This is a genomic window from Paenibacillus sp. J2L1-98, assembly GCF_056269405.1.
In genome coordinates this window covers 93574-119054 of sequence record NZ_JBWDNW010000008.1, presented here as the reverse complement: position 1 = coordinate 119054, position 25481 = coordinate 93574, and the positions used below count along the sequence as shown (strand labels likewise).

Genomic DNA, 25481 nt, shown 5'->3' with positions numbered 1-25481 from the left:
GCATAGTACCTATAGTATAAATCGGCATTATCAAAATGTATATTAGATCATTAGCGCAGGATGAAATACTGATGGTTAAAAGGGGCCATAGATAGGGGAGCGATCGTAGCCCTGCGGGGCAGCGGCGACGATCGCGGAGATTTAATGTGTAACGAATCGGTTTTTTCCTTCACGCTTAGCTTGGTAAAGCGCTCTGTCCGCTTGAGTGAACAGCTCGTCCTGTGTAAAGGAGCAATCAGGCTTCCAAGTCGCGGAGCCGAAGCTGATCGTGACGAAGGGGCTTCCGGTCGTCTCGGCATGAGGGATTTGTAATTGCCTGACCGCTTCGAGAAGCCGCTCCGCGATGGTAGAGGCACGCTCATGGCTCGTTTGCGGCAAAATAATGGCGAATTCCTCGCCGCCATAACGAGCGACGATATCAAGCGGGCGCTTTAAGGCGCTGCGCAGGGCGGCGGCGATCTGTCTAAGACATTCGTCGCCTTTTTGATGCCCGAACGTATCGTTGTAAGCTTTGAAGTTGTCGATATCGCCCAGCATCAGCGTTACTGGCATATGGTGGCGCTGCGCGTCCTCCCACTCGTTATTCCACGACTCATCGAACGTTCGCCGATTGGCGATATTGGTCAATTCGTCAACGTGAGAGAGCGCATGCAAAATTTGATATTGTTCAAGCATCTTCATTTCAATCTCTTTGCGGGGTGTTATGTCCCGGGAGACAGAAACCAAGGTTTGCGTGCGGTCGCCGTCGTAGAAGACGACGCTGGTCGTAGATTCAAACCACCGGTAGCTCCCGTCCTTGCGCCTCATCCGGTAAGTGATGGTGTTGGCGTCAACATGCTTGTAGATGAGTTCCAGGTTGTCGATCATACGCTGCTTGTCATCCGGATGATGAAAATCAAAGTGAGATTGTCCAATCAGCTCATCGTCGCGGTAGCCCAGCAGCGTATAGCAGGCAGGGGAGACGTAAGTAAACAAGCCGTCCCGATTATGCTTGGATATCATATCGCTTGAGTTTTCGGCCAGGAGGCGGAAGCTTTTCTCGCTTTCCTGCAGCTTGTCCGCAATCCGCTTCCGCTCTGTAATTTGACGGAAATGAACGGATACCCCGAATTCAGAAGGGTATACATTGGCTTCAAACCAATGGCTCAACTTAGGAATATACTGCTCGTACAGCCGCTGCTGATGGTTTTCCATGGCAAGCTTATATTCTTGCTGGCTCACCGTTCCGGCCAGCTCGGGGAACACCTCCCAAATACAAAGGCCGATCAGCTCGGTTCCGCTTCGCTTGAATAGCTTCTGTGCCGCTTCGTTCGTATAAATGAACCGGTATTGATTATCCAGCGAGAAGAAGGCATCCGAGATACTCTCAAGAATGTTGTCAATACGTCTGGAAAGCTGCTTCACATCCGATATCGCTTTCGTTTTTTCTGAAATATCCATCATCTGAGATATAAAATGACGAGGATTGCCCTGCTCGTCATATACAAGCGACACGGACAGCATCACGGTCAAGGTGCTGCCGCACTTTTTGAAATATCTTTTTTGCATCTGATACGTATCTATTTCACCGTCTAATAATTGCTTCACGTAACGGTTATCCTGGTCCAGGTCATCTGGATGGGTAATTTGTGCGTAGGACATGCCGCAGAGCTCGTTCTCTGCGTAGCCCAGCATCGTTTGAGCGGAGGGATTGGCTACCATAAAGCAGCCGTCTAAATCAACTAAAGCCATGCCGATGGGGGCATATTGGAATGCGCTGTGGAATAAATCGGCTTCGCGATTCGGTTTTGAAATGAAGGTCAAACTTCGCACCTCTCCTGCTGTCTGTACTGGATAAGATTGTTAGTCTATAGTAAAGAATAGAACAGAGCAATTCTTTTGTCTACATAACTTAATGACCAATTATAAAGCAGCGCTGCAATGCGTAAATAATCAGCATTTTATCCTCTTATTTTCAGTGTGGTGCAAGGAGACGGATTCTAAGCAAGTCTGCGGGGGATTGTAAAAAAAGCTGCCCGTAAGTCATCGACTTAGGGACAGCTAATGCTGGAAATGAAATTAAACGATGTATGCGCCTACCGAAGCTTTCACGAGTGCGATGAATTTCGGTCTCGCTTGCTCAGCCACACGAACGACCTGCTCATGCGTAAGCGGCTCCAGCTCGTCGCCGATAGCCATATCGGTAATGCAAGTGATGCCCACTGCGCGAATGCCGGAATAGTTAGCTGCGATAACCTCGGGAGCGGTTGACATGCCGACTGCATCTGCGCCCCAGCCCGCCATCATGGAGAGCTCGGCTGGCGTACAATAGGCAGGACCCGAAATGCTGACATAAACGCCTTGTTGAAGCTTGATGTCCAGTTCTTCCGCTTTGCCGGCAACGATCGAGCGGAGCTCGCGGTTGTAGGCTTGCGACATATCGGGGAAGCGGGGTCCGAGCTCGGGGATGTTCGTTCCCATTAACGGATTGCTGCCCGTATTGTTAATATGGTCGGTAATGAGCATCAGATCGCCGGCGGCGAAGGAGCGGTTCATTCCGCCAGCGGCGTTCGTTACGAGCAGCATCTCGATTCCGAGCCGCTTCATGACGTAGACAGGGAACACGACCTCTTTCATAGAGTAACCTTCGTAATAATGAAAGCGGCCTTTCATGACAAGCACGATTTTTCCTTCAAGACGGCCGATGACAAGCTCGCCGGAATGGCCTTCCACTGTAGACACAGGGAAGTGCGGAATTTGTTCGTATGGAATGACGATTGATTCAGTAACCTCGTCAGCCATCACGCCAAGACCAGAGCCAAGGATGAGACCGATTTGCGGCTGCACTTGCAGCATGCCGCGTATGTAAGCCGCTGCTTCATTTATTTTGCTTAACATGTTGTCCATGGTTGCTGTACCTCCTAATGTCAGCTCAACCTTACGCAGCCGAATGCGCGTAAATCAAGCCGGTTGTGACGGGCATAACAATCATAGCGCATCGTAAACGGAAAAGTAAACAAATGGTATTTCAGCAGGAGATCATTGTTGTTTCATAAAATGCTTCGTATAATGAAAATTAGGCTGGCGCATCTCATTCATCGATTGGGTTAGGATAGGGACAAGGCGCTCCGGCAGCGCGTTTACCGGTACATAAGCATGCAGTGATGAAGCGGAGGAATAATTAATGAGCAACGGCACAAATTACACGCCTGCGGAAGTAGCGGCGATGATCGACCATACGATACTAAAGGCGGATGCGACGAAGGCAGAGATTTTGCAAATTTGCCGCGAGGCTAAGCAATATCAGTTTGCGACGGTGTGCGTGAACGCAGGTTGGGTAGCAGCGGCTGCCGAAGAGCTGAAAGGTTCGGGAGTAGGCATAACGACAGTGGTTGGTTTTCCGTTAGGAGCGACAACGACGGCATCCAAGGCTGCTGAAGCTAAGTTTGCCATTGAAGACGGAGCGACAGAAGTGGATATGGTTCTGAACATCGGCTTGCTGAAATCAGGCGACCTCGAAGGCGTACAGCGTGACGTTGCAGGTGTAGCTGCGGCAGTCAAAGGACAAGCACTGCTTAAAGTCATCCTTGAAACGGGACTTCTTACAGACGAAGAGAAGGTTACAGCATGTGAAATTTGCAAAAAAGCAGGGGCCGACTTCGTGAAGACATCAACGGGCTTCGGCAAAGGCGGGGCGACAGTAGAGGATATCGCGCTGATGCGCCGTACGGTAGGTCCTGACTTCGGCGTGAAGGCATCGGGGGGCGTGCGCGACCGCGAAACCGCGCTGCAAATGTTTGCGGCTGGCGCAACGCGCATTGGCGCAAGCTCCGGCATCGCTATCGTGACAGGCGGTCAAGGGGAAGGCTACTAATACAAAGCTGGGCGTATAAAAAAGTGAGGGAAACTTCACTCCCCTTGAGGCAATTCTCATGGCGAGCGAGGCTTCCCTCACTTTTGTTTTTGGCTGCTTAGCGCTCGCAGCTAATCGTCAGATTAGCGCTTAGCTCTTCGCCGGCATTCAGCATAATGAGCTCTTCTTGACGGTTCAGCTCGCTCGTCATAGCCATCCACGGCTCCACACAGATGAATGGACGATCCTTAACCGACCACAGCTGCATATATTTGAATATGTCATCGTAAGTCATGCGAACGCGGGCGCCTTGCAAGACAGGGAAGGAGATTTCGCTCTTCTTCGCATCCAGCAGGCAGACGGCTTCCACCAGTCCTTCAAAATCAATGACGCCGTCGAATGGCTTCTCGACATTATCGTTATAGTCGAAATAGCGGGTTGCATCGGTTTTAAAGGCGATTTTTTTGTCCGAATCAATCGCAAAGTAAGGATGGAAGCCCGCATAGAAAGGCATTGCGGCAGCTTCGCTCAAATTGCGGTATTGCTGCCGCGTATGTAATTGGCCATCCTGCAGCACGTAAGTAAACAGCAGCTCGAAAGCAAAAGGATAGGAGCGCAGCGTCTCTTCGCTGCTTTGCAGACGAATCGTAATAGAGGCCCCGCCTTCGGTTCCGGTGCTTACAACCTCCCAAACGGCTGTGCGGGCGACGCCGTGGTTAGCCATTTTGTACGACTGGCCGTTCCATTCATAAGCTTGCTCCTCGAGCTGGCCGCAAATCGGGAACAGGATCGGGTTGCCGCCGCGGATGTTAGCGGTCGGATGCTCAAACGTCGCCTTGTCCAAATAAAATAATTCCAGTCCGTTCAGCTGGCAGCCGATTACGATACCGCCTCGCTCCGGACATACAAGCACGCGGGAAGCGGTGCTTTCCTCCGATAATTCATATAACGTATACGTATCCTTGTAGCTGCGTACTTCGTAGTTGCTCACTTGAATCCCTCCAATAATAGGTGAATGTCATTTTCTCCCCATCATACCATATTCGCAAGTGGCTTATATCGCCTATTTCCCGCCTGCCGTGTCATTTTCCCTGCCCCGTTATCCGTCAGTCCACCGGCAGCAGGAAGGATACAGGTTTCAAAATGGTCGAATCTAGTAAAGCATTCATCTACTCCATTTTGAAAGAAAAGAATAGTATATATTAGCTTCGGAGAGAAGCAAGCTATACAGTTCTCAACATGATGTCAACGCAACAGCAGCCGTCGATGCTTGCTCTCGTTGCCTGAAGCTAAAGCCATTCCCAGCTCACCCTCCGGGCGACAAAGTGGCTTTATTTTTTTGTAAATTGAAAAAAGCGCCTCACAGGCCATTAAGAGCCTGTGAGGCGCTGCCCCTTTACACGACAACTATTCAGCTGTTTTTGGAGCCGCTGCTGCTTCTTCCGGAGCCAGCGTGTTCGTGATTTTCGCTTTTGCACGAATTTCAGTCATCCAAGCCTCGGACAGTTCATTCGCTTCAGTAGCGATAAGCTGCTTCTTGATTTCTTCCTTCTTCTCTTCGAAGGTTGGCACGACAGCCGCTTTCTCAGCTGTTTTCTTAATGATGTGGAAGCCGTGCTCGGATTGCACGACACCGCTGATTTCATTGATCTTCAATGCGAAAGCAGCCTCTTCGAATTCTGGAACCATTTTGCCTTTTGCAAAGAAGCCCAGATCGCCGCCTTTATCCTTCGAGCCAGGGTCGATCGATTTCTCCTTCGCGATTGCAGCGAAGTCTCCGCCTTTCTTAAGCTCAGCAAGAATCGCATCCGCTTCTTCTTTGGTAGCTACCAAAATGTGCGATGCCTGAATTTGCGCCGGCGTGCCGAGCGATTCCTTGTTCGTGTCATAGAATTGCTTCATTTCTTCGTCCGTAACGTCTGTTTTCGGCTCCAAAATTTTGCGAATCGTCAGGTTGACTTTTGTATCCTTTTTCAAGCTTTCAAGCGTCATGTTGTATTGGGCAAGCGTTGCGGTAAACTCCTCATCCGATCCGAAGCTCTTCTTAATAAGGGCAATTTCGGAATCGACGTCAGCGTCTGTAACCGTAACGCTGGCTGCTTTAGCCTCTTGCGCAATAAGCTCTTGCGTAATCAGGTTATCAAGCGTAGCCTTACCGCCGGCCAGAACCAATTCATCGTAAAGTCTGTCCTTGCTTATGTTGACACCGTTTACGGTTGCCACGGTCTCATTGCTGGCTCCAAATGGCGGCTTAATGAGCACAACTACCAGCAAAATGGCCAGAACAGCCGAGACGATGATCCATGCTTTTCCGCTTCCGCCTTTTGGCGCTTGCTGAACGCTGTCTGCACTTGAAACCGCAGCGCGGATGTCATCGTTTGATGCTTCTGGCAGCTCACCGTCAGAATCCTTACGAAGCTCTTCCTCGATAGCTGCATCTTGCTCCGAAAGCTTGTCCTGCTGGGGTGTTTCGTCATACGTGTAACGCTCTTCTTTCGCAGCCAATTCGTTTTCTGCGTCTTTGCCTGGCTGCGATTCCTTGTTATTCATTCCATAAACTCCCTTCGTTTTACCTGACTTTCATTACTATACCAAAAGAAGAATGAAAAAACCTTAAGCTAACATAAAAATATGGCTTGCCGAATTTGTCGATTCCTATTTATTGTATAGGTATGCCGTGTACGATTTCAACCTAAAACGGCCGGTTAGAACAATTAATCCGCTATTGCCGGTAAAACTTCACTGTTTATCGGAAGCGGGAGGGATGATATGATAGTATCATACATATTCCAACATTCTCCTACATTTTTCGTGATGGGTTTCATTTCTTCTTGCTTGTCACAATCCTCACCATAGCGCGAATAACTTCAGGCCCCTGCTGGGGTATGTTTACTACCATTAACTATGATTGTTATGTAGGAGGAATAGGCTTGCGCAAAAATACAGGTGTATTCGCACGTTTGGCAATATCGATGATTTTACCGTTAGTAGTCTATTTCGTGCTTCGGGATACAGAGCTCGATAAGAGCATTAATGCGCCTCATGAGCATTTTTATATCGTCAGTCTCGTTTCTGCACTCTCGCTTGCCCTAGCGATTGCAGTCGGCTTCGTCGCTATTTCGCTTCGCAATATTAAGATTAGCTTTCTATCGTTATCTTATGTATCGCTATCTACGATGTTTATTTTGCACGGATTGTCGACCCCTGGATTTCTGATGCACCATTCCGGCATCGCAGGCAGCGCGGCGCAGCTTAGTATTTTGCTGGCTGCCGTCTGGCTATGGCTGTCCTCTCTTTCCATGGACCAGCCCTTGATCAAATGGTTGGCGGAATGGCAGCGGCTGCTGCTGCCGATATGGACAATTACGCTTCTTGCTTTCTGTACGGTGCTTTGGTTCTATCCAAGTTTGACTCAATTTCTTCAACTGCTGCAGCTGCCGATGAAATGGATGGCCAGCATATTCATTATCAGCTTAAACGCTTGGACGATTAACCGCTATTTGATGACCTACTTATCCTCACGTTTCCCGCTGCAGCTGGCGATCGTGTACAGCTCGGGCTGGATGATTATCGCTCAGATCATTATGGTAAGCGGACAGACTTGGCATGTAAGCTGGTGGCTGTACCATTTCCTGCTGCTTGCCTCTGTTATTGTGATGGTCACAGGCATCGTGAATCAATATGTCACCTCGAAATCCATTACGGCCTCTATTAAGCTGATGTTCCGCTCCAATCCGCGCGATTGGATCAACACCTACATGTCTTCCAGCGTAAGAGAGCTGGTTATGACGACGGAAGCGCGTGATTCGTATACGGCGGGTCACAACTATCGGGTTGCTCTGTATGCTCTGAAGCTGGGCGAGGAGCTTTCCTTGACCGCTGCCGACCTGAGAGCCATTGCGCAAGGCGGGCTTGTTCATGACGTCGGCAAACTGCGCATTCCGGATACGATTCTGAATAAGCCCGGCAAGCTTACGCCCGAAGAGCGGGTAGTTATTGAAATGCATCCCGTATCGGGCTATGACCTATGCAAACGGTTAGGTTTTATGCCGGAGGAGCTTTCCGTTATCCGCTCGCATCATGAGAAATGGGATGGCAGCGGCTATCCCGATCGGCTGGCGGGAGAGCAGATACCGCTCCTCGCGCGGGTGACCGCTGTCGCGGATGTGTATGACGCCTTGACCTCTTCGCGTTCCTATCGAAAGGCGATGTCGCATGAGGCGGCAATGGAAATCATCGTAAAGGAGAGCGGGCGGCATTTCGATCCGCTTTGCGTGCAGGCATGGGTGCGGCTCGTTTTGGAGCAACCGGGCTTTTTCGAGGAAACGGTACGGCACAGTCCACAGTTCAAGCTGGAAAGGAAGCTCGCAAGATAGCATAATTTCCATTTGCCAATCTACAGTTGTACAATAGACGGGGAACCCTTGTGTTCATCATAATCGAATCGGGCAATGAGCGTTTCCAATAACGGGTTGGGGGATATCGAACATGACTTATTTGGCGGCTAACAATCGGTATGAGAGCATGAAGTATAATCGCGTCGGGCGCAGCGGCTTGAAACTGCCCGCTATTTCCCTTGGGCTATGGCATAATTTCGGCGGCGTCGACCGTCTTGAGAATGGGCGGGCTATGGTGCGCCGTGCATTTGATTTGGGGATTACCCATTTCGACCTTGCCAATAACTACGGACCGCCTCCGGGTTCGGCAGAAGAAATGTTCGGGCAAATCCTTAAGCAGGATTTCGCCGCATACCGCGACGAGCTTATCATTTCGACGAAAGCGGGCTACTATATGTGGGAAGGTCCCTATGGCGAATGGGGCTCGCGCAAATATTTGATTTCCAGTCTGGATCAGAGCCTGAAGCGGATGAACCTGGACTATGTCGATATTTTTTATCACCATCGTCCAGATCCGGATACGCCGCTCGAGGAGACGATGGCCGCGCTCGATCATATCGTCCGCCAAGGAAAGGCGCTCTATGTCGGCGTCTCGAACTACAGCGCGGAGCAAACGGCTCGTGCTGCAGCGATCCTGAAGGAGCTTGGCACGCCGTTCCTGATTCATCAGCCATCCTATTCGATGTTCAACCGGTGGATCGAGAATGGCCTGCAGGACGTGCTGGAACAGGAAGGCATTGGCTCCATCGTATTTTCTCCGCTTGCCGGAGGCGTGCTGACTAACCGTTATTTGAACGGCGTTCCTGCCGATTCGCGCGCCGGAGGTCCAAGCGTGTTCCTCAAGGCCGATCAAATTACGGACAGCAAGCTGAACAAAGTCAGGGAGCTGAATGAGATTGCTCAGGGACGCGGACAATCGCTCGCCCAAATGTCTCTTGCATGGGTATTGAGAGGCGGAAGAGTAACCTCGGCATTAATCGGCGCAAGCCGCGTAGAGCAAATCGACGACAATGTCGCCGCTTTGAGCCGTCTTGATTTCAGCGATGATGAGCTAAGCCGGATTGAATCGATTCTAGCAGCTGAGTAGCTTCATGATCCTTGCAGGCTGAACGATTTGGCACCATCAGAATAGAACGCTAGAGCAGCTGTCCGCGGTATTGCGGCATGCGTGTTCTAGCGTTTTTTATTGTCGCCCTATTGGATAAAAGAGGTATAATAGTGTCAATGTTCGACAGATAGAGCTAACGCGGAGCGGAAGGGGAAAGCGGCTTGAAAAAAATGTCGTTGCGAACAAAAGGCCTGATATTAATCGTGCTCATTTCGTTTGTCCCGCTGCTATTTGCCGGGGTGTTCAACTATTCTGTCGTGAAGGAAGCGATTGTTCAATCGGAAATCGGGAAGACAAGCAGCAAGCAAAGCAACCGCGCTAACGATTTGGCGTCGTGGATGGCTGTCCGCAAGGCGGAAGTAGTCATGATGAGCCGTACTGAGATAGTGCGGTTCGGTACGGATGCAGAGCGTCTTCACTATTTTGGGCTTGAGCTCGTGCGCGGGGGCTTCATCTATCATGCCATCGGGTACATAGATGAGAATGGACAAAGCTTGCGAACCGATGGCGGACGAATAGACATGAGCGGGGAGCCGTTCTTCCAAGAGGCGGTTAAGGGGCAGGTTGTCATTACTGATCCGTATACGCCTTCGTTCTCTGCCACCAAGCAGCTGCTTATTGTCGTGCCTGTCTATGGGGCAGCGAATGAATTTAAAGGACTCGTTTACGCGTCCATTGAATTTTCTGCCATGCGGCCATTCATCGAATTTGCGGGAGAGCACTCCGTCATATGCTTATTTAACGATGAGGGAGATATCCTTTTTTGCTCTAAATCTGAAGAAACGGAAAGCGCGGGTTTAGTTGATAAGCACTCCTTTCTGTTTCCCATTTCTAATAAAATGCTGGACTCGTACGAGGGAATGTCAAGGATAAAGGCAAGCGGCAAGCTTTATGCGGTCTTCCACACGAAGGTAAGCGATACGCCGTGGCGCTTCGCGCTGCAAGAGCCGGTATCGATGCTGGAGGAGAAGCTGAAGCCTGTCTTTTGGCGTATCTTCACGACGATTGCCGTCTCGGAGGCGATCATTGTCATCTCTTTCTTTCTCTATTTTGAGCAAATTGTTAAGCGTCTGGAACGTATTCTTGGCGTTACAGAGCAGGCTGCGGCCGGACGCTTCGAGGCCGAGCATCTTGAGGCGCTGCCGCATGATGAGATCGGACAGCTTGGCCACTCCGTCAACGGGATGATGGAGCATCTGCAAGAAATGTTCGATCGGCTTGAGGCTATTATTAACCAAAACCAGTATGGGTTTATCGTTCTTGACGAACAATATAAGGTTTCTTATTTGAACAGAACGGCAGAAGAGATGCTGGGCTACAAGAGCGAGGAGCTGGCTGGTGTTGCTACGCCGCTCTTGTTCATGGATTTGGATGAAATCCGCTTGGAAGCGGAAAACCTGAGCATCCAGCTCGGCAGGGAGGTGAAGCCGGGCCTAGAGGTATTCAAGGAGCTTCGCGGCGAGAACTTCTCCTATGAACGGGAGTGGACCTTTATCCATAAAGACGGCACGCGAATTCCGACGCTGCATAGCTCGAACGGCCTGCGTGACCGCAATGGGCGGTTCTCTGGCGTCGTCGGCATGGTGCTCGATATTTCCGACCGCAAGCATATGGAGAAGGCGCGCAATCGCTTGCTCGACATTGTGGAATCGGCCAAGGATTTAATCGCTTCGGTTAGCGCGGGCGGCAAGGTCGTTTATATGAATAGAGCCGGCAGAGAGATGCTCGGCTTGCAAGATGCTGTGGATGGCGAATATACGGTCGAGCAGCATACCCATCCGGAAGTATATTCAGAGCTTGTGAAGGGCGCTGCGCAAGCCAAACAGTTCGGTTTTTGGGAGAGCGGTGCACAATTGCTTAAGAGCAACGGCGAGGCGCTGCATGTGTCGATGGTCGTCGTTGCGCATAAGAACGAGGACACGGGAGAACTGTTCTTCTCCTGCATCGCCCGCGATATTTCCGAGCAAAAAATGGTGCAGGAGGAGCTCGTGCGCGCCACGCTCGAAGCGGATGAGGCGAATCAGGCAAAGAGCCGCTTCTTAGCGCTCATGAGCCATGAGATTCGGACCCCGCTCAACGGCATTATCGGTTTAACGCAATTAATGCGCAAAACGGGGCTCTCTGCCTCGCAAAAGGATTACATGGACAAGATGAATACATCCTCGGAGACGCTGCTGCGAATCATCAATGATATTTTGGACTTCTCCAAAATCGAAGCGGGCAAGGTCGACATCGAACGTCTGCCGTTCCAGCCGGAGGAGCTCATGCACCGGATAGCCGACCAGCTAAGCGTATTTATGGGCGGTAAGGAGCAGTTTGAGTTTATTATTGATACGCCTGAGCATTTGCCGCAGACGATCACTGGGGATGCGCTGCGCCTTGAGCAGGTGCTCCTCAACTTGTGTATGAATGCGATTAAATTTACGAATAGAGGACGAGTGAGGCTTCAGCTGGAGCTTGTGGAGGAATCGGCTAAAGGAGTGAAAATACGCTTCATCATCGCAGATACGGGCATCGGCATGAAGGCCGAGCAGGTGGAGAAGCTATTTAAGCCATTTACGCAGGCGGACGGCTCAACGACACGGAAGTTTGGAGGCACCGGTCTTGGTCTAGTCATTTCGAAATCTTTGGTCGAGCTGATGGGCGGCAAGCTGGAGGTGTCCAGCGAAGCGTACGTGGGCAGTCAGTTTTACTTCACGCTGCCGTTCACCGTAATGCATAAATATACGGAGCAGCACAGGCAGGTTCGTCCGGAGCTGACCGAGCAGCCTGTTTGGATCGTAGAGGATGACGATGAGATGCGGGACTTCTGGAGCGACACGGTAGAATCCTTTGGTTTAACGCCAATACCGTTCCATTCTTGGAAAATGGCCCGGGACCGCCTTCGCCGCATTGGAGCGGGCGCATTGCCGAAGCTCATCGTTTTGGATATGGAAATGCCGGATATGTACGGCGCCGAAACCTGGCTGGAGTTCCACTGCGATGCGGTAGCGGCCGGCGTCAAAACCATTGCTATGACGACCTCCTATGGCCGTGATGAAATGATGCAGCTGACCGCGGAGCAAAGGCCGGTCACGCTGCTGATCAAGCCGATTATGCGAGGGGACATGCTGCGCGCGATTGAAAGCGTCCTTGAACGGAAGGGCTCCGAAGTTAATGAGCAGGAAAGCGCTGCTCCCGCTCCTGAGGTGCAGAAGAACGGAGCAAATACGCGTATTTTGTTAGCAGAGGACAATAAGATCAACCAATTGGTCGCGATAGAGATTTTGAAGGAGCAGGGCTACGAGGTAGGTGTGGCGGAGAACGGCGAAGAGGTGCTTCAAAAGGTTGTGGAAGAGCACTGGGATTTAATATTGATGGATATTCATATGCCGGTTATGGATGGATCGGAAGTGGTTCGCCTTATCCGCAGCGAGCCGAAATACGATCATATTCCCATTATTGCGGTAACCGCAAACGTGCTGCGCAACGATCACGAACGTTATTTGAAGCTGGGCATGAATGATGTGGTGACGAAGCCGGTATCTTCCGAGCGGCTGCATACGGTCATCTCTTACTGGCTGAAGCAGGGCAACAAGCTTATAACCAAGCCGGCCGCTGCGCAGGAGCTGCAAGCTGAACCGAATCGTTCCCATGCGTCAAATGCAGCGAACGGAAGGCCATTGCCGTCTGTTGCCGGTATGGACGTGGAGAGCGCGCTTGCGAGAGTTAATGGGAAGCTGCCGATTATGCAGCATATGATGGAGCAATTTGTGCTCGATTATGATTCCTTTGCCGATCAGCTCCGCATGATGGTCAAGCAATCGGAGCTAACAATTGTCAAACGAATGGCTCACACTTTAAAGGGGGCGGCCGGCTATTTGTCAGCCTATGAATTGCTGGAGGCCGTATGTGAGGTAGAACGTATCGTTAAGCAGCCGCAGCTGGATAAAGAGGAGCTGCAAACGGCCATTGTTCAGGTAGAGACGACGCTGAAGCAGTTGTTGGCAGGGCTTCGAAATGCGAAGGATATTTTGGATAATAAAACCTAACAAATTACTAACAAATTGTTGTCCCTTTAATGGCGGTAATGTATAGTAGAGTTACAATGTATATTCGACAGAAATCTTCAATCCTCCAAAAGGGTGACAATAATGTATAAGGTTTTAGTTATTGAAGATGACGTCATGATGAGTGATATGCTGTCTATGTATTTATCAGAAGAAGGCTACTCCGTCATGCAAGCATACAGGGCGGACGAAGGATTGAGGCTCACGTCAGAGTTTGTTCCTGATCTGGTGCTGCTGGATCTGATCTTGCCCGATTTGGACGGCATGGAAGTATGTGCGCTCATAAGGAAGCGCTCAAACGTACCGATCATGATTCTATCTATGAAGAGTGAAGTATCTGAACGGGTTCAGGCTTTGAAAGCTGGAGCGGACGATTACATGTGCAAGCCATTTAGCATGCATGAAATGACAGCCCGGGTAGAAGCGTTAATTAGACGTTCAAATACGATTCAGGCAGAAACGATGCAGCAGGTTGCTGCAGAGGTAGAATTGATGGACGATCGTGAACCGATCCAACTTGATTTCGAGAGACGCTTACTGCTTGTTCGCGGCCAGCTGGTTGATACAACCTTCTCGGAGTATGAGCTTATGAAGCTGTTTCTAGCTTATCCCGGCAAGGTATTCAGCAGGGAAGAACTTATAAATACGATTCGCGGCTTTGACTCCTTCGTGACAGACCGGGCCATCGACGTACATATTGTTAATCTTCGCAAGAAGATCGAACAGAACCCTAAGGAACCAAGGCTGATCCGAACGGTTTGGGGCTTTGGTTACAAGTATGTGGCCCAGCATACAAGCGTGAGCAAAGGCTGAACACATTACGATTTCAAATTTTCTCTGCTTAGAACCATTCGCTGAAGCGGAGTGGTTCTTTTTGCCTAACAGGTTTGGCCTATCCATGATTCACCGATCGTGAAGTGCGGATAAATAGGCCAATGGGACCTCATTTGACGAATAAGGCAGCGGCAGCGAAATATAAAAGACCTGACGGGCACATTAGGGATGTGCCGTCAGGTCTTTTTAGCATGGTTATTTAACATACTTCAAGATAGAGCTTTGTGCCGTCGTTATACTGGAAAATAGCCACATCGCGCACCATTTCAACGGATTTGATTCTTCTCCATTTTTTGCGGAAATCAAAATCCAATTCCAATTCGTACAATTTATGATTAAGCTGTTCTATGGATGCTGATAGTTCATTAGGGTAGTAGACGGGGACGGAACGACTTTTGAAGGTAACGATTTTCATCATTTCCTATTACACCTCCGATCGATTTCCTCCATTCTAACGTAAACATTTTAGCCTCTTATGAAACTGTCGTCAGGATTTTGTTTACTTTATTTACACTTTTCTAACAAATTCGACATTTTCCGCGATTTTTTTTAGCTGGAATAGCTGCTGTATTTCTTCTTGTAATAGCCGTGACCTTGATAGGGGCGGTTATGCGGACGATAGTGCCCGTTATTGTAATCACTGCTGCTGTAATGGTGACCGTAGCGCTTGCGACCCATGAGCGAGTATAACAAACGTTTGAGCAAATGCTTTAGCATGATTCTAACCTCCTAAATTTTATTTTGGAAAAATGATTATGAAAGCTAACGCTTATGTTTTGTGAAACAAAAGGGGCATCGAAAGCGTACGCTTTCATATGACTAATAATACGTATTTTTGTTGCTATGGTTTCTTAATTGCCGACAAATTTCGCTCGACAAGGCGATTGAGGAAATCAGACAGCTGCTGGGGGCAAATTAACGATGTGGACTTTTTTCGTGCGCAAGTATAAGGATATGATTAACCATTGGCGGGATTATCCGCTTCGTACCGGCGTGATTTGGATGGGGCGATACCGAATTGAACGCTTTATCGGAATGGGCAGCTACGGGCAAGCTTACGCGTGCACCGATGTCGTGACGGGAAATAAGGTGTTAATGAAACGAAATATGCCGAGCAAGAAAGAGATAGGCAGACAGCTGCTGGAGAGGGAAAGCATGATTTTGCAGAAGCTGAGTCATCCGCAAATTCCGAAGTGGGTCCGTTACGAGAAGAAAGGCTTTGATGAAGCGCTTCTAATGGAGCTCGTCGATGGCGACAATTTGGAGCACAAAATGATGGAGCAAGGCCAGATGTACTCTCTACAGGATACGTTAAGCGTCATAAAGCAGCTTTTGCAGCCTCTTGGTTATTTGCATCGAGCCGGCTTTGTGCACCGCGACGTCCGCATTCCGAATGTGCTGGAGAAAGACGGGCGCTTGTATTTGATCGACTATGGGCTCTCCTGCCGCATTGGCGAACAGCTTCCGGAAGCATTGCGCATAGGACTGAAGGAAACGGAGCCGCTTGAAAATAAGGAAGGCCATTTGCCGGGAGGCGGTTGGTCAGGCGCAAAGCGCCTGATGAGACGTCCCGTTCCGGCCAGCGATCTGTACGGATTAGGCCATTTGTTTCTGTTCATGATGTATGCAAGCTATGAGCACCATGAAGAGCAGGAGGAGCGCAGCTGGGAAGAGGAGCTGGAGCTTCCGCTGGCGGTGAAACTGTTCGTGCGCAGGCTTCTCCAGCAAAGCGAGCCGGGCTGGGCGTCCGCTGCGCAGTGCGAGCAGGAGCTGGAGCAGCTTCTGGCTTCTCTGGCAGAATAATCGGCTGAATTATAGGGTGCGAAGTATTTCTTTCAGGTTATCGTTGCTCATTACATAGTAGACGACCGCGATGATGGTTAGATGAAGCGGATAGAAGCTGCGCCATACGATGCGCGGCACTTTTATTTTGTCGGCGCTGCGCATGAAATCGGGCATATAGACGATGAGAACGGTGGCCATTAAGCTGAAGGCTTGAATCAACCAGCCCTTTACAAAAATACTTACCACATTCAGCGAGAAGTGAAACAGGGTAAACCACTGCGCCTCAGCATAGCGGTAAATGAGCACGAGCAGCACGACATAAGCGCCGTAACTGAACGGAATAACTTCCAGCAAACCGGCAAAAGAAGCAGCTAACAGGTATTGAAGAAACGGCTTACCGTTCCATTTATCGAGAAGGCGCAGAAGCAGCAGGCAGACGAATAAAGAGCCCACTGTATTGACTTCAAGCCGATGAAAGGCGAATTGATAAGGCAGCTGCGAGAGAAGCGCAATCCATGCAACTCTCTTCAAATACCGATGAATGTCACTCGTGCGAAAATAGCCCAGCACAATCGCGTATGCATAGAACGGCAATGCCAGCCGTCCAATTATTCTCCATACGATGTGCTCAGGAAACCAAACGAGACCGATGTGGTCGATTAGCATCGTAAGCATAGCCAAAAATTGTATCAAAATCACCTTCATTCTCTCGTCTTGCACCTAGTATAGCATAAGGAATACGAGAGAATATGAACAGGAAGACCTCCAAGCCGCTTTGCGCGAATGAGGAGGTCTTCGTTGTATGGTATGGGCCTTATAGGCCGGCGTTCTTCTGCAGCCTCCGAGCAATTTCCATAAAATCCTCCTGCGATATGCCTGGCGCGAATTCCTCCGGCACCTCGCTCAAATCCGGCATTGGCGCTCCCTGAGGGGCGCCTTGAATAACCTCCAGCGGAGCTCCTGTGAGCGGATTTTGACCATTCCAAATAAGGACAATATCTTTGTAATCGTTCTGACTGAACGTATACAGCTTGTTGCCAAGTCCCATGGCTTCATATTTCCGCGCCGTCTCAAAGCTGTTGTTGCTAAGGTCGGGTATGGGAATGAGCTTCTTCACATCAACGCCTGTCGCAATTTCCAATGCTTTCGCATAAGCAAGCACATGTACGCCGCCCCGGACAAGCAAATATCCGATCATCGCACGCGCGGTAGGATGGTCGGTCATCTCATAGACGCGCATCTTATGCGTGCGGGCCCCGCACTCCAAGAAGAAATTATGCAGGAGATCAAGCACGAGGTTGCCGCTGCTAAACACATTATCACCCGTCCAAGCGCGGCCCATTGAATCTCCGGGCATGGAGGTTTGAGCGGTTGCGATAAAAAAATAGCTGTTGCGCTTATTTACTCCCTCCTTCAGCGGTGTCGAGTTCGGATTACCGGGACTGGTGATGCCTGTAAGCACCATATTTATAGCTGTAGAAACAAGCTCTACATGGCCAAACTCCTCGGCTGTAATACTGGATACAAGGTCATAGAAAGGCTTAAGCTTCTTTTTCTCGCGAAAATTAAAGGATTGGTACATGTAATTGTTCAATGTCGACATCTCGCCGAATTTCCCTCCAAGCAGCTCCTGTACCGCTGCTGCGGCATTTGCATCCGCGTAAGGCGAAGGCGGGAGTTCAACCTGAAGCCGGTTAATTCGTTCAATCACGAGCTTATTCACCTCTTTTCATCGACAATTCAATTTATCTATATGTATGGCAGCTTTTGCAGTCATAGACCGCCGATGTCAAAAAGGACAACCTTCTGTCGAATGGACATGAATTCAACGTTTGGCGGGTGCCACTTGTCCATACCTCTCTCTTAAATTTGCATAGAATAGAGTATGTTCGAGAGGGAGGGGGGATAGAAATGTCCGCCAATTTAAAACTGAAAGCCAGCATCATGAAATCTGCTGCTAAAATTGCTAGCCGTGCCCGCATCTCTTCCAGCTGCGGATGCAGCAAAGGCGATCATAAAAGCTGCGGATGCAACAAAGGCGATCATAAAAGCCGCTGCCGCAAGGAGGACCCTTCAGTTGAATCCATGCAAGAAGCAGGAAAAGAATTAAGTGATATTTTCAAGCAATTGAAAGACAGACAAACAGCAGCTAAGCTTGTCAGAGCGATTCGCTGCCGTGACGCAAGAGCTGTACAAAGCCTGCTGGGCTGTGACTGCCGTGTCATTAACTTCTTCCGTATGCGCGACAAAGATTGCGTGAGAATCTGCTGCCAATTCGGTAAATTCAATGATGTAACTGTTACATTCGATATTTGCGTCAAAAGAGTACAAGATGAGTGTCGTCACCATCCTTGTTGGTTCTGATTGTTCTAAGAGGGGCTGCCCGCGTGGGGAGTCCTTTTTGGTTGGAAATCACAGCGGCGGCGTTAAGCGCATACGATACAGGAGTGAGAGCTGAAAAGGATGAACAAATATGGAGGGGACGAGGATGCCGCAAATACCTCAATTTCCGCGAGCATTGCTGGATGAACATCGCGTCTGGCATCATGCGAATCATGTGGTTCCCGGGACTGTTCCGCCGCCTGGTTTCGGTGACCGATTTTTGCGGTTTCACCGCGATTTTATTTATCGGGTTTATCGTTGGCATGATGCAATGGGCTATGACCGAAGATGGATTGCGGGGTGGACTCAGGTGCCGGACTTCATTAGGCGCACACCTTGCTATAATGCGGGGGCTGAGCAGAGAGTTCAACATTATCCGGAATCTTTTACGTCCCTCGATCAGCTTGGCAGTTTTATTGAAATGAATCTTCACGGCTGTTTTCATGAAATGGCGGCGCGGCTGCTCAATCAGCCGGAGCTGAATGACTTTGACCTTGCGCCGCGCAATACGGAGTTTTATAACATTCATGGATTAATAGATCAGTGGTATATCAATTGGGAGCGTGCGTGGGGAATTCGCGGGCAAATAAACAAAAGCCGCCGCACGCATTAAGTACAGCCGTGCAGCGCCCGAAGTACGTCCGTATAATAAGAAAATTGACGAGGCACGAACTGATTCGCCCGGACGAAGCGCTGCACGGCCGTCAGCTGCCTTGTCTGGCCGCCGAGCTCAACGCCAAGTGCAAACACCTCTGATACAGAGCCTTCAAACATCGCAATCAGCTCATCAAGATCGGCCTCATAAACGCCAGCTACTTCTTCAGGCTGCAGCCGCAGATCAGTCAATGGCACTTCGCACACAAGGCCGAATACGTCACTGACCTCGCGGTCGATGAAGGGCTTGCCATTCACCTCTCCGCTTGCTTCTTCCCGTATTTGCCCGAGCGGGATGAGCTGCTCGAAATGCGCGTTTACGCCTAGCTCTTCCTCAAGCTCGCGTATGGCTTCGCGTATCGTTTCGCCTGCGGTCAAATGACCGGCGGCCGTTATATCGTAGCAGCCCGGATTCGTATCCTTGCCGGCCTGCCGCAGCTGGAACCGCACATACCGCCGGTTCTCTTCACGGCGCGTCAGCCAGCAATGGAATGTGCGATGCCAATAGCCATGCTCGTGCGTCTCTGCGCGCGTCGCCGTGCCTAGCGGCCGAAGCTGCTCATCGTAAATGTCGAACAGCTCCTCAGCCATGCGCGGAAGCCTCAAGCTGGGAAGTGCAGTGCTTGCAGCGGGAAGCTTTGACCGGAATCTTGGACAAGCAGTACGGGCAATCCTTCTCGGTTACTTCTACGGGCGCTGTTTCTTTCTTCTCATTGCGGCGCAGAACATTGATTACTTTGACGAGCATAAAAATACAGAAAGCAACAATCAAAAAGTCCAGCATAACGTTAATAAATTGACCGTAAGCAATGGCCGGAGATTCTGCTAGAGCAGCTGCATCCTTTCCTGTAGTGTCCACAAGATAAAGTTTCAAATCTTTAAAATCTACTTCACCCAAAATTCTGCCGATCGGCGGCATAATAATATCGTTGACGAGTGAAGTAACGATTTTGCCGAACGCTCCTCCAATGATGACCCCGACCGCTAAGTCGATGACATTTCCTTTCATCGCAAACTCTTTAAATTCCTTGATGATTTTCATCGTATTCCCTCCAAAAATTTTTGTGAATAAAACCGGCAATGCTGGCAACAGCTTATTCATTCCTTGCTGCCCGTTTCTACTCAGACCATTCTATCATAATAGCCGAAGATGGGAGTAGGGAAACTCTCACTGCTTTTCTGACAAAAATCTGCAGAATTTTGTTGAAAATAGAGAGGGTTTTTGTGAGAATTGTCGAATTTCTTTATTGCAAGTAAATTTATGGATATTTAAGGAGTCTTATGACCTATCCTATCATTAATGGAAACCCCTATTTTCTAGTTCTATCGATCATTATTATGTGCTTTGCATCCTATACCATGCTCAATATGATAGAGCAGCTGCAGCCGCGGGAGCGGACATACAGATTCAACTGGATCATTGGCGGAGCATCCGTTTTTGGGCTGGGTCTATGGACCATGCATGTCGTATCACTTCTTGCGTCAGATTATAGAATGGTTATGGATTGGGTCATGCTGGCCGTATTAGTCGTATGTACCGTTATCGTCTATGCCGCCTTGGTTATATTGAAGAAGCAGTGGCTCTCGCGAAGGCGTTATTTATTTAGTGCTTTATTGATGGCGCTTGGAGCCACAATACTCCAATATATGTCCATGCTGTCTGATTCGGTCATTAAATTAGAAATGAACTGGCTGCTCTATTGGCTCTCCTTCGGAGTCAGTTTTGCAGGCGCTTATTTGGCCTTTTACTGGCTGGAGGCAGAAACGTCCAAGTATAAGTTTAAAAGCTGCATATCGCTCGGATTATCTAACATGGCGATGCATCAGATTGGCCTGCATGCGATGCAGGTCGATTACAATGATATTTTATCGACGGATCTATTAAACGAATATTTACTGATGCTCGCTTTCTTGCTCGGGGTGTCTACTTTAATAATCCTCAGCTTTAGCCTGACAACCTGGCTAGCTGCGAGCAAATACAGCCAGATCGACGAGCGGTATAAGCTCCTTGTCGAAAACTCCATGGATACGATCGCCTTAATTAGCGACGGAAAATGGGAATATATAAATCGGGCCGGACTGCGTATGTTCGAGGTCCAGTCAGAGCATGACATCATCGGAACAAGCGTGTATAACCTGTTGGATGACAATTACTATGGACAGATGGCTGCTTTGCTCGCGGCCGGACAAGCAGGCGAGGATGCTCCGACCAGCCCGATTGAGCTGCAATGGATGTCGGTGCAGGGTACGCTGCTGCATACGGAAATGGTAAGGGCAAGCTCAACCTTTTCGGGCAAGCAGATTGAGCAGGTCATTATTCGCGACATTTCTGAACGAAAGAAGAATGAGGAGCTGCTCATTAATTCGGAGAAGCTTTATGTAGCGGGTCAATTAGCCGCAGGTATTGCCCATGAAATCCGAAATCCGCTCACCTCGTTAAAAGGCTTTTTGCAGCTTCTTTCATCCGGACGGGGGAATACGAGCAATTTCTACGACATTATGAAATCCGAGCTCGTGCGCATCGAATCCATTGTCAGTGAATTGCTAATGCTCTCCAAGCCGCAAATTTATGAGTATGTTCATAAGGATTCGCGTCAAATTATGGCGGATACGGTAAATCTTCTGGAGACGCAGGCGATTTTGCATAACGTCGTCCTCGAATTCCATGCCGATTATCGCCCGCTATGGGTAATTGGCGTTGAGAATCAATTAAAGCAAGTGTTTATTAACGTGCTCAAAAATGCGATTGAAGCGATGCAGAGCGGGGGCGTGGTCACCATCGACATGTCCCTTCATGAAGAGCGGAATGTATTGATCCGGATTAAGGATGAAGGCTCGGGCATTCCGAAGGAGCAGCTGTCTAAGATCGGGCAGCCTTTCTATACGACGAAGGATAAAGGAACGGGACTCGGCTTAATGGTCACGTACAAGATCGTCGATAACCACCAGGGTCAGATCACGGCTGAAAGCGAGATCGGGGTTGGGACAACCTTTATTATACAATTGCCGTACAAGGAACTGCCTGTTACGCCTGTTCAAGCGCAAGCGGCTGACACTGTTTTTGGCGACAAGGACAGCTCTCTTAGCCAGCAGCCGAGGGGCGGCGAGTGAATATTGAAATTGAAATTGAAACCTAATTTTAAAGGCGTCGTAATATGCTTAAGCAGTTAGGATTCACGATAATAGGAGTGGAGGTCGTTTTGATGTTCAATCGTTTTTTGGCTAGTATCGGTATCGGTTCTGCAAAGATTGATACACTGTTGGAGAAGGCTCGCTATGCGCCCGGCGAAGAGGTACGGGGTATCGTGAAGATTCAAGGCGGCAGCGTGGAGCAGCGGATTGAAACCATTCAACTATCGGTAATGACAGAATATATACGCGAGAGCAATGACAGTAAAATTACGCAGCACGGGGAGATTGGACGCTATCATGTCAGCGCGCCGTTCACGCTGCAGGCAGGAGAAAACCGCGAGGTGCCTTTCTCATTCCAGCTGCCTCACCAAACTCCGCTTACGATTGGACGCACGCCCGTATGGGTGAAGACGGAGCTGGCGGTTATCGGCGGCGTCGATCCGGGCGATAATGACCGCATCGAAGTGGTTCCGACCGCTCCAATGAATACGGTGCTGGAGGCGCTTGATTTGCTAGGCTTCCGCTTGCGCAAGGCTGAGTGTGAGTACTCCTCCCGTCTCGGCGGCAAAATGCCATTCATCCAAGAGCTGGAGTTCGTTCCGACAACGCAATTCCGGGGGCAGCTCGATGAGCTTGAAGTGATGTTCTACCCATCGGACCGCGAGCTTGAGCTGGTGCTGCAGATCGATCGGCGTGCGCGCGGCTTATCCAGTTTCTTTGCAGAAGCGATGGATATGGATGAATCTTTCGTGCGAATCCGCTTGACGAATGAACAGCTGGCAGCAGGGCCGAATGCGATCGCCCATCAGCTGTCCGATACCATCGCGCGGTTCGCTTAGAAGGCTCTGGAATAGAAAAAAGCCCGGGAGTGCTCCTGCAGGAGCACTCCCGGGCTTTTTTTTGCGGATACAGGTATATTTCACCGCGAAACGAGCTTTTGTCGCCAAAGGACGACGCCAGCCGTTTACACTTGGTATAATAGCTGGAGGAGGGGATTTACGTTGGCAGAACCGCTTAAGGCTGTGTATGACGGATTATTTCTAGAACAATTTGCCGGATTGGTGAAAACGGCGTGGAGCCCGTTTGATGAAGCCCGCTTCGTGGAGCGTGTAAGGGACGGCAGCTGGACGCAGCTTGAGCTCAAAGCGCGTACTCGAAAAATAACAGAAGCGCTGGGCGCCGCATTGCCGCCATCTTATGAAGAAGCGCTCGCTGTTTTATATCAAATAGATGAACATTGTACGGGGCTGGCCTTTTTGTTTTTTCCGGACTTCATAGAAGTATTCGGGATGGAGCCGCAGCACTATGCGCTCTCGATAGCCGCGCTTGAACATTTCACGGAGCGTTCAACCTCTGAATTCGCAGTAAGAGCGTTTATTCTAAGCGACCCGGAGCGTATGGCAAAGCAAATGCTCGCATGGGCAGATCATCCGAATGAGCATGTCAGGCGGCTGGCGAGCGAAGGAATCAGGCCGCGCCTGCCTTGGGCGCAAGCGCTGCCGCTCTTTAAGCGCGATCCGTCGCCGATCGTACCGATTTTGGAGAAGCTTAAGCGTGATCCTTCACTGTATGTGCGCAAAAGTGTAGCAAATAATTTGAACGATATTGCGAAAGATCATCCGGAGCTTGTTATCGGGCTGGCGGCGGCGTGGATCGGCGAGGACGCAAAGACGGATTGGATTATCCGGCATGGCTGCCGCACGCTGATTAAGCAGGCCAATCCGCAGATCATGTCATTGTTTGGATATGCCGAGCATAAGGATGCGGACACGGATGCTGCTGCGCTTCCGCTTGTGGCCGCTGCTGCTTTGGAGCTGTCTCAACATTCGGTAGCGATCGGCGGAGAGGTGGCTTTGCGCTATCGCGTGCAGCTGCGCGAGGGCGAGGGAGCCAAGCTCCGTATCGAATACGGCATTGCGTTCGTGAAGTCCGGGGGCAAGACGTCGCTGAAGCGGTTTCTGCTATCTGACCGCGAATATGCCGGCGGAGCTTCGGCATCGGGTGCACGGGTTCATCGCTTCGCGGATTTATCGACGCGCAAGCATTATTGCGGACTTCACCGCGTGACGTTATGGGTGAACGGTAGAGAGGTGGCCGCATCCGAGCTGCTTGTGACGGAGGCTGAGAAGGTATGACGATAGGTGCGAGAGTGTTGAAAACAGGGATGGCCGTCGCGTTAGCGATCTATCTAAGCAGCTTGTTCGGCTTCGCATCCCCGCTTATTGCTGCGGTGGCAGCTATATTTACGATTCAGCCGTCGATTTACCGGTCATGGCAGCGCGTAGCGGATCAGGTGCAAACCAACCTGCTTGGCGCGGTTATAGCGATTGCGGCCGTCCGGCTGTTCGGCCATACGCCGATTGCGGCTGGACTCGTCTGTATTCTTGTCATTCTGATCAGCATTCGTTTGAAAATGGAGAGCACGATCAGTCTGACGCTCGTTACGGTCGTCGCGATCATGGAGGCCAACGGACAAGGCTGGGATGTGGCGATTGAGCGGTTATTGATGGTGCTGACCGGAATCGGCGCTTCATTCGCCGTTAACGTGCTCGTCTTCCCGCCGCGCCCAAGGCGGCAATTTACAGAGCAGGTGCATCAGGCCTACTCCCAGCTTTCATTGCTGCTGCGGACTGCGATCTCCAATGAAATGAAGGAGCAAGTATTCCGCGAGGAGAAGGACAAGCTTCATGGGACGCTGCGCAAGCTGGAGGAGCGCCACGCCGTATTCGAAGAGGAGCGGAAGGTGCTTGCCCGGACGAAGACGAGCCATGCCCGGCAGCTGCTTGTATCGAAGCAAATGATTAAGGCGCTGCAAAAAGGGGCCGACCTTCTCGATGTGGTGGAGGAGCATTATTTCGCCTCCCCGAGCGCCGGAGAGTGGGCGCTTCGCTTCGATCATCAAATCGAGGAATTGTCGAAGTATCATGAGCATATTTTACTGAAGGCAGAGGACAAAATGAAGCCGAATGCGCTGATCGAGCCGGAAGAAAAGCGTGAAGCGCGTCTCGTGCAGGACTTAACGGCATACATCATGGATGACCCGGATGAGCATAAGCGCCTCGTCTTTGTCGCTTCGGGGCTATTCGAATATGCGTATCACCTTCGGCGTCTGGAGAAGCTGCTCGATCAAGTGCAGCAGCGCGAGGAAAACGCAAAGCGCAGTAACGAGGAGCCGGAGGGTGAGAAGCTGTAGCGGCTTCCTCTGTACGGCCAGCAACGCAGCCCGGCTAAAGGCTGCTGATTCGAGTTTACTGTTACATAAATGGTTATGGAGACAAAAACAGCAGGAAGGAGCGATACTATCGAGC

General features: G+C 50.2%; 22 protein-coding genes. 12 read left to right on the top strand and 10 right to left on the bottom strand.

All coding sequences use genetic code 11. The features are described 5' to 3' along the window. Window positions 1-141: 141 nt before the first annotated feature. Together AC0YNZ_RS16685 and AC0YNZ_RS16680 are read right to left on the bottom strand one after the other, a co-directional pair. Window positions 142-1803, bottom strand: a complete 1662-nt coding sequence (locus AC0YNZ_RS16685; RefSeq protein WP_475827678.1) for a PAS domain S-box protein — start codon at window positions 1801-1803, stop codon at window positions 142-144. A 255-nt stretch (window positions 1804-2058) separates the two neighbouring features. After that, complete coding sequence (locus AC0YNZ_RS16680; protein WP_475827677.1) at window positions 2059-2886, bottom strand: purine-nucleoside phosphorylase; 828 nt, start codon at window positions 2884-2886, stop codon at window positions 2059-2061. Window positions 2887-3163: 277 nt separating this feature from the next. On the opposite strand from AC0YNZ_RS16680, the gene deoC reads away from it, so the two are divergent. Next, window positions 3164-3853: a deoxyribose-phosphate aldolase gene (gene deoC / locus AC0YNZ_RS16675; RefSeq protein WP_475827676.1), complete on the top strand. Its 690-nt coding sequence runs from the start codon at window positions 3164-3166 to the stop codon at window positions 3851-3853. A gap of 97 nt (window positions 3854-3950) precedes the next feature. On the opposite strand, the gene AC0YNZ_RS16670 is transcribed toward deoC, so the two are convergent. Continuing rightward, a complete protein-coding gene (locus AC0YNZ_RS16670) occupies window positions 3951-4823 on the bottom strand; it encodes an aldose epimerase family protein (protein ID WP_475827675.1) in 873 nt (290 codons plus the stop codon). Between the two features lie 416 nt (window positions 4824-5239). Next, window positions 5240-6382 carry a peptidylprolyl isomerase gene (locus AC0YNZ_RS16665; protein WP_475827674.1) on the bottom strand — a complete coding sequence of 381 codons (1143 nt, stop codon included), beginning with the start codon at window positions 6380-6382 and terminating at the stop codon, window positions 5240-5242. Between the two features lie 380 nt (window positions 6383-6762). On the opposite strand from AC0YNZ_RS16665, the gene AC0YNZ_RS16660 reads away from it, so the two are divergent. The 4 genes from AC0YNZ_RS16660 to AC0YNZ_RS16645 all read left to right on the top strand — a co-directional run bounded on the left by AC0YNZ_RS16660 (window position 6763) and on the right by AC0YNZ_RS16645 (window position 14199). Then, window positions 6763-8208: an HD-GYP domain-containing protein gene (locus AC0YNZ_RS16660; protein ID WP_475827673.1), complete on the top strand. Its 1446-nt coding sequence runs from the start codon at window positions 6763-6765 to the stop codon at window positions 8206-8208. Between the two features lie 112 nt (window positions 8209-8320). Continuing rightward, window positions 8321-9316 (top strand): L-glyceraldehyde 3-phosphate reductase, encoded by a 996-nt coding sequence (gene mgrA / locus AC0YNZ_RS16655; protein ID WP_475827672.1) that lies wholly within the window; start codon window positions 8321-8323, stop codon window positions 9314-9316. Window positions 9317-9507: 191 nt separating this feature from the next. Next, entirely contained in the window at window positions 9508-13368 is a 3861-nt protein-coding gene (locus AC0YNZ_RS16650) for a response regulator (protein ID WP_475827790.1), read from the top strand. Between the two features lie 102 nt (window positions 13369-13470). Continuing rightward, entirely contained in the window at window positions 13471-14199 is a 729-nt protein-coding gene (locus AC0YNZ_RS16645) for a response regulator transcription factor (RefSeq protein ID WP_110770753.1), read from the top strand. 220 nt (window positions 14200-14419) lie between these two features. On the opposite strand, the gene AC0YNZ_RS16640 is transcribed toward AC0YNZ_RS16645, so the two are convergent. Beyond that, entirely contained in the window at window positions 14420-14638 is a 219-nt protein-coding gene (locus AC0YNZ_RS16640) for a hypothetical protein (RefSeq protein ID WP_056631865.1), read from the bottom strand. A 131-nt stretch (window positions 14639-14769) separates the two neighbouring features. Beyond that, window positions 14770-14937: a hypothetical protein gene (locus tag AC0YNZ_RS16635; RefSeq protein ID WP_181426079.1), complete on the bottom strand. Its 168-nt coding sequence runs from the start codon at window positions 14935-14937 to the stop codon at window positions 14770-14772. Between the two features lie 204 nt (window positions 14938-15141). Between AC0YNZ_RS16635 and AC0YNZ_RS16630 the strand changes: the two genes are divergently transcribed. Continuing rightward, window positions 15142-16023, top strand: a complete 882-nt coding sequence (locus AC0YNZ_RS16630) for a serine/threonine protein kinase (protein WP_475827671.1) — start codon at window positions 15142-15144, stop codon at window positions 16021-16023. A gap of 9 nt (window positions 16024-16032) precedes the next feature. Here the strand turns inward: AC0YNZ_RS16630 and AC0YNZ_RS16625 are convergent, their stop codons facing one another. Together AC0YNZ_RS16625 and AC0YNZ_RS16620 are read right to left on the bottom strand one after the other, a co-directional pair. Next, window positions 16033-16710 (bottom strand): TraX family protein, encoded by a 678-nt coding sequence (locus AC0YNZ_RS16625; protein ID WP_475827670.1) that lies wholly within the window; start codon window positions 16708-16710, stop codon window positions 16033-16035. A 109-nt stretch (window positions 16711-16819) separates the two neighbouring features. Next, a complete protein-coding gene (locus AC0YNZ_RS16620) occupies window positions 16820-17716 on the bottom strand; it encodes a manganese catalase family protein (protein WP_475827669.1) in 897 nt (298 codons plus the stop codon). Window positions 17717-17916: 200 nt separating this feature from the next. On the opposite strand from AC0YNZ_RS16620, the gene AC0YNZ_RS16615 reads away from it, so the two are divergent. Further along, window positions 17917-18369: a hypothetical protein gene (locus AC0YNZ_RS16615; protein ID WP_475827668.1), complete on the top strand. Its 453-nt coding sequence runs from the start codon at window positions 17917-17919 to the stop codon at window positions 18367-18369. Between the two features lie 124 nt (window positions 18370-18493). After that, window positions 18494-19000 carry a hypothetical protein gene (locus AC0YNZ_RS16610; protein WP_475827667.1) on the top strand — a complete coding sequence of 169 codons (507 nt, stop codon included), beginning with the start codon at window positions 18494-18496 and terminating at the stop codon, window positions 18998-19000. Here AC0YNZ_RS16610 and AC0YNZ_RS16605 read toward each other — a convergent pair. Both AC0YNZ_RS16605 and mscL read right to left on the bottom strand, forming a co-directional pair. After that, entirely contained in the window at window positions 18997-19632 is a 636-nt protein-coding gene (locus AC0YNZ_RS16605; RefSeq protein ID WP_475827666.1) for an NUDIX hydrolase, read from the bottom strand. The two genes, AC0YNZ_RS16610 and AC0YNZ_RS16605, sit on opposite strands and share 4 nt — an antisense overlap. Beyond that, the gene (gene mscL, locus AC0YNZ_RS16600; protein WP_475827665.1) at window positions 19625-20083 is read right to left on the bottom strand and encodes a large-conductance mechanosensitive channel protein MscL; all 459 of its coding nucleotides are present in this window, start codon (window positions 20081-20083) and stop codon (window positions 19625-19627) included. Before mscL ends, AC0YNZ_RS16605 begins: the two co-directional genes overlap by 8 nt. Before the next feature lie 239 nt (window positions 20084-20322). Between mscL and AC0YNZ_RS16595 the strand changes: the two genes are divergently transcribed. The 4 genes from AC0YNZ_RS16595 (at window position 20323) to AC0YNZ_RS16580 (ending at window position 25366) form a co-directional block, all read left to right on the top strand. After that, complete coding sequence (locus tag AC0YNZ_RS16595) at window positions 20323-22152, top strand: ATP-binding protein (protein ID WP_475827664.1); 1830 nt, start codon at window positions 20323-20325, stop codon at window positions 22150-22152. Window positions 22153-22244: 92 nt separating this feature from the next. Then, the gene (locus tag AC0YNZ_RS16590; protein ID WP_475827663.1) at window positions 22245-23012 is read left to right on the top strand and encodes a sporulation protein; all 768 of its coding nucleotides are present in this window, start codon (window positions 22245-22247) and stop codon (window positions 23010-23012) included. Window positions 23013-23174: 162 nt separating this feature from the next. Beyond that, window positions 23175-24308 (top strand): DNA alkylation repair protein, encoded by a 1134-nt coding sequence (locus AC0YNZ_RS16585; protein ID WP_475827662.1) that lies wholly within the window; start codon window positions 23175-23177, stop codon window positions 24306-24308. Next, window positions 24305-25366: an FUSC family protein gene (locus tag AC0YNZ_RS16580; protein ID WP_475827661.1), complete on the top strand. Its 1062-nt coding sequence runs from the start codon at window positions 24305-24307 to the stop codon at window positions 25364-25366. The genes AC0YNZ_RS16585 and AC0YNZ_RS16580 overlap by 4 nt, the downstream gene beginning before the upstream one ends. The last annotated feature ends 115 nt before the right edge of the window (window positions 25367-25481 follow it).

Coding starts and splice junctions, on each gene's coding strand:
- AC0YNZ_RS16610 (WP_475827667.1), top strand. CDS start 18,494: ATGCCGCAAATACCTCAATTTCCGCGAGCATTGCTGGATGAACATCGC.
- AC0YNZ_RS16615 (WP_475827668.1), top strand. CDS start 17,917: ATGTCCGCCAATTTAAAACTGAAAGCCAGCATCATGAAATCTGCTGCT.
- AC0YNZ_RS16645 (WP_110770753.1), top strand. CDS start 13,471: ATGTATAAGGTTTTAGTTATTGAAGATGACGTCATGATGAGTGATATG.
- mscL (WP_475827665.1), bottom strand. CDS start 20,083: ATGAAAATCATCAAGGAATTTAAAGAGTTTGCGATGAAAGGAAATGTC.
- AC0YNZ_RS16605 (WP_475827666.1), bottom strand. CDS start 19,632: ATGGCTGAGGAGCTGTTCGACATTTACGATGAGCAGCTTCGGCCGCTA.
- AC0YNZ_RS16650 (WP_475827790.1), top strand. CDS start 9,508: ATGTCGTTGCGAACAAAAGGCCTGATATTAATCGTGCTCATTTCGTTT.
- AC0YNZ_RS16595 (WP_475827664.1), top strand. CDS start 20,323: ATGACCTATCCTATCATTAATGGAAACCCCTATTTTCTAGTTCTATCG.
- AC0YNZ_RS16635 (WP_181426079.1), bottom strand. CDS start 14,937: ATGCTAAAGCATTTGCTCAAACGTTTGTTATACTCGCTCATGGGTCGC.
- AC0YNZ_RS16640 (WP_056631865.1), bottom strand. CDS start 14,638: ATGATGAAAATCGTTACCTTCAAAAGTCGTTCCGTCCCCGTCTACTAC.
- AC0YNZ_RS16580 (WP_475827661.1), top strand. CDS start 24,305: ATGACGATAGGTGCGAGAGTGTTGAAAACAGGGATGGCCGTCGCGTTA.
- AC0YNZ_RS16625 (WP_475827670.1), bottom strand. CDS start 16,710: ATGAAGGTGATTTTGATACAATTTTTGGCTATGCTTACGATGCTAATC.
- AC0YNZ_RS16630 (WP_475827671.1), top strand. CDS start 15,142: ATGTGGACTTTTTTCGTGCGCAAGTATAAGGATATGATTAACCATTGG.
- deoC (WP_475827676.1), top strand. CDS start 3,164: ATGAGCAACGGCACAAATTACACGCCTGCGGAAGTAGCGGCGATGATC.
- mgrA (WP_475827672.1), top strand. CDS start 8,321: ATGACTTATTTGGCGGCTAACAATCGGTATGAGAGCATGAAGTATAAT.
- AC0YNZ_RS16590 (WP_475827663.1), top strand. CDS start 22,245: ATGTTCAATCGTTTTTTGGCTAGTATCGGTATCGGTTCTGCAAAGATT.
- AC0YNZ_RS16665 (WP_475827674.1), bottom strand. CDS start 6,382: ATGAATAACAAGGAATCGCAGCCAGGCAAAGACGCAGAAAACGAATTG.
- AC0YNZ_RS16680 (WP_475827677.1), bottom strand. CDS start 2,886: ATGGACAACATGTTAAGCAAAATAAATGAAGCAGCGGCTTACATACGC.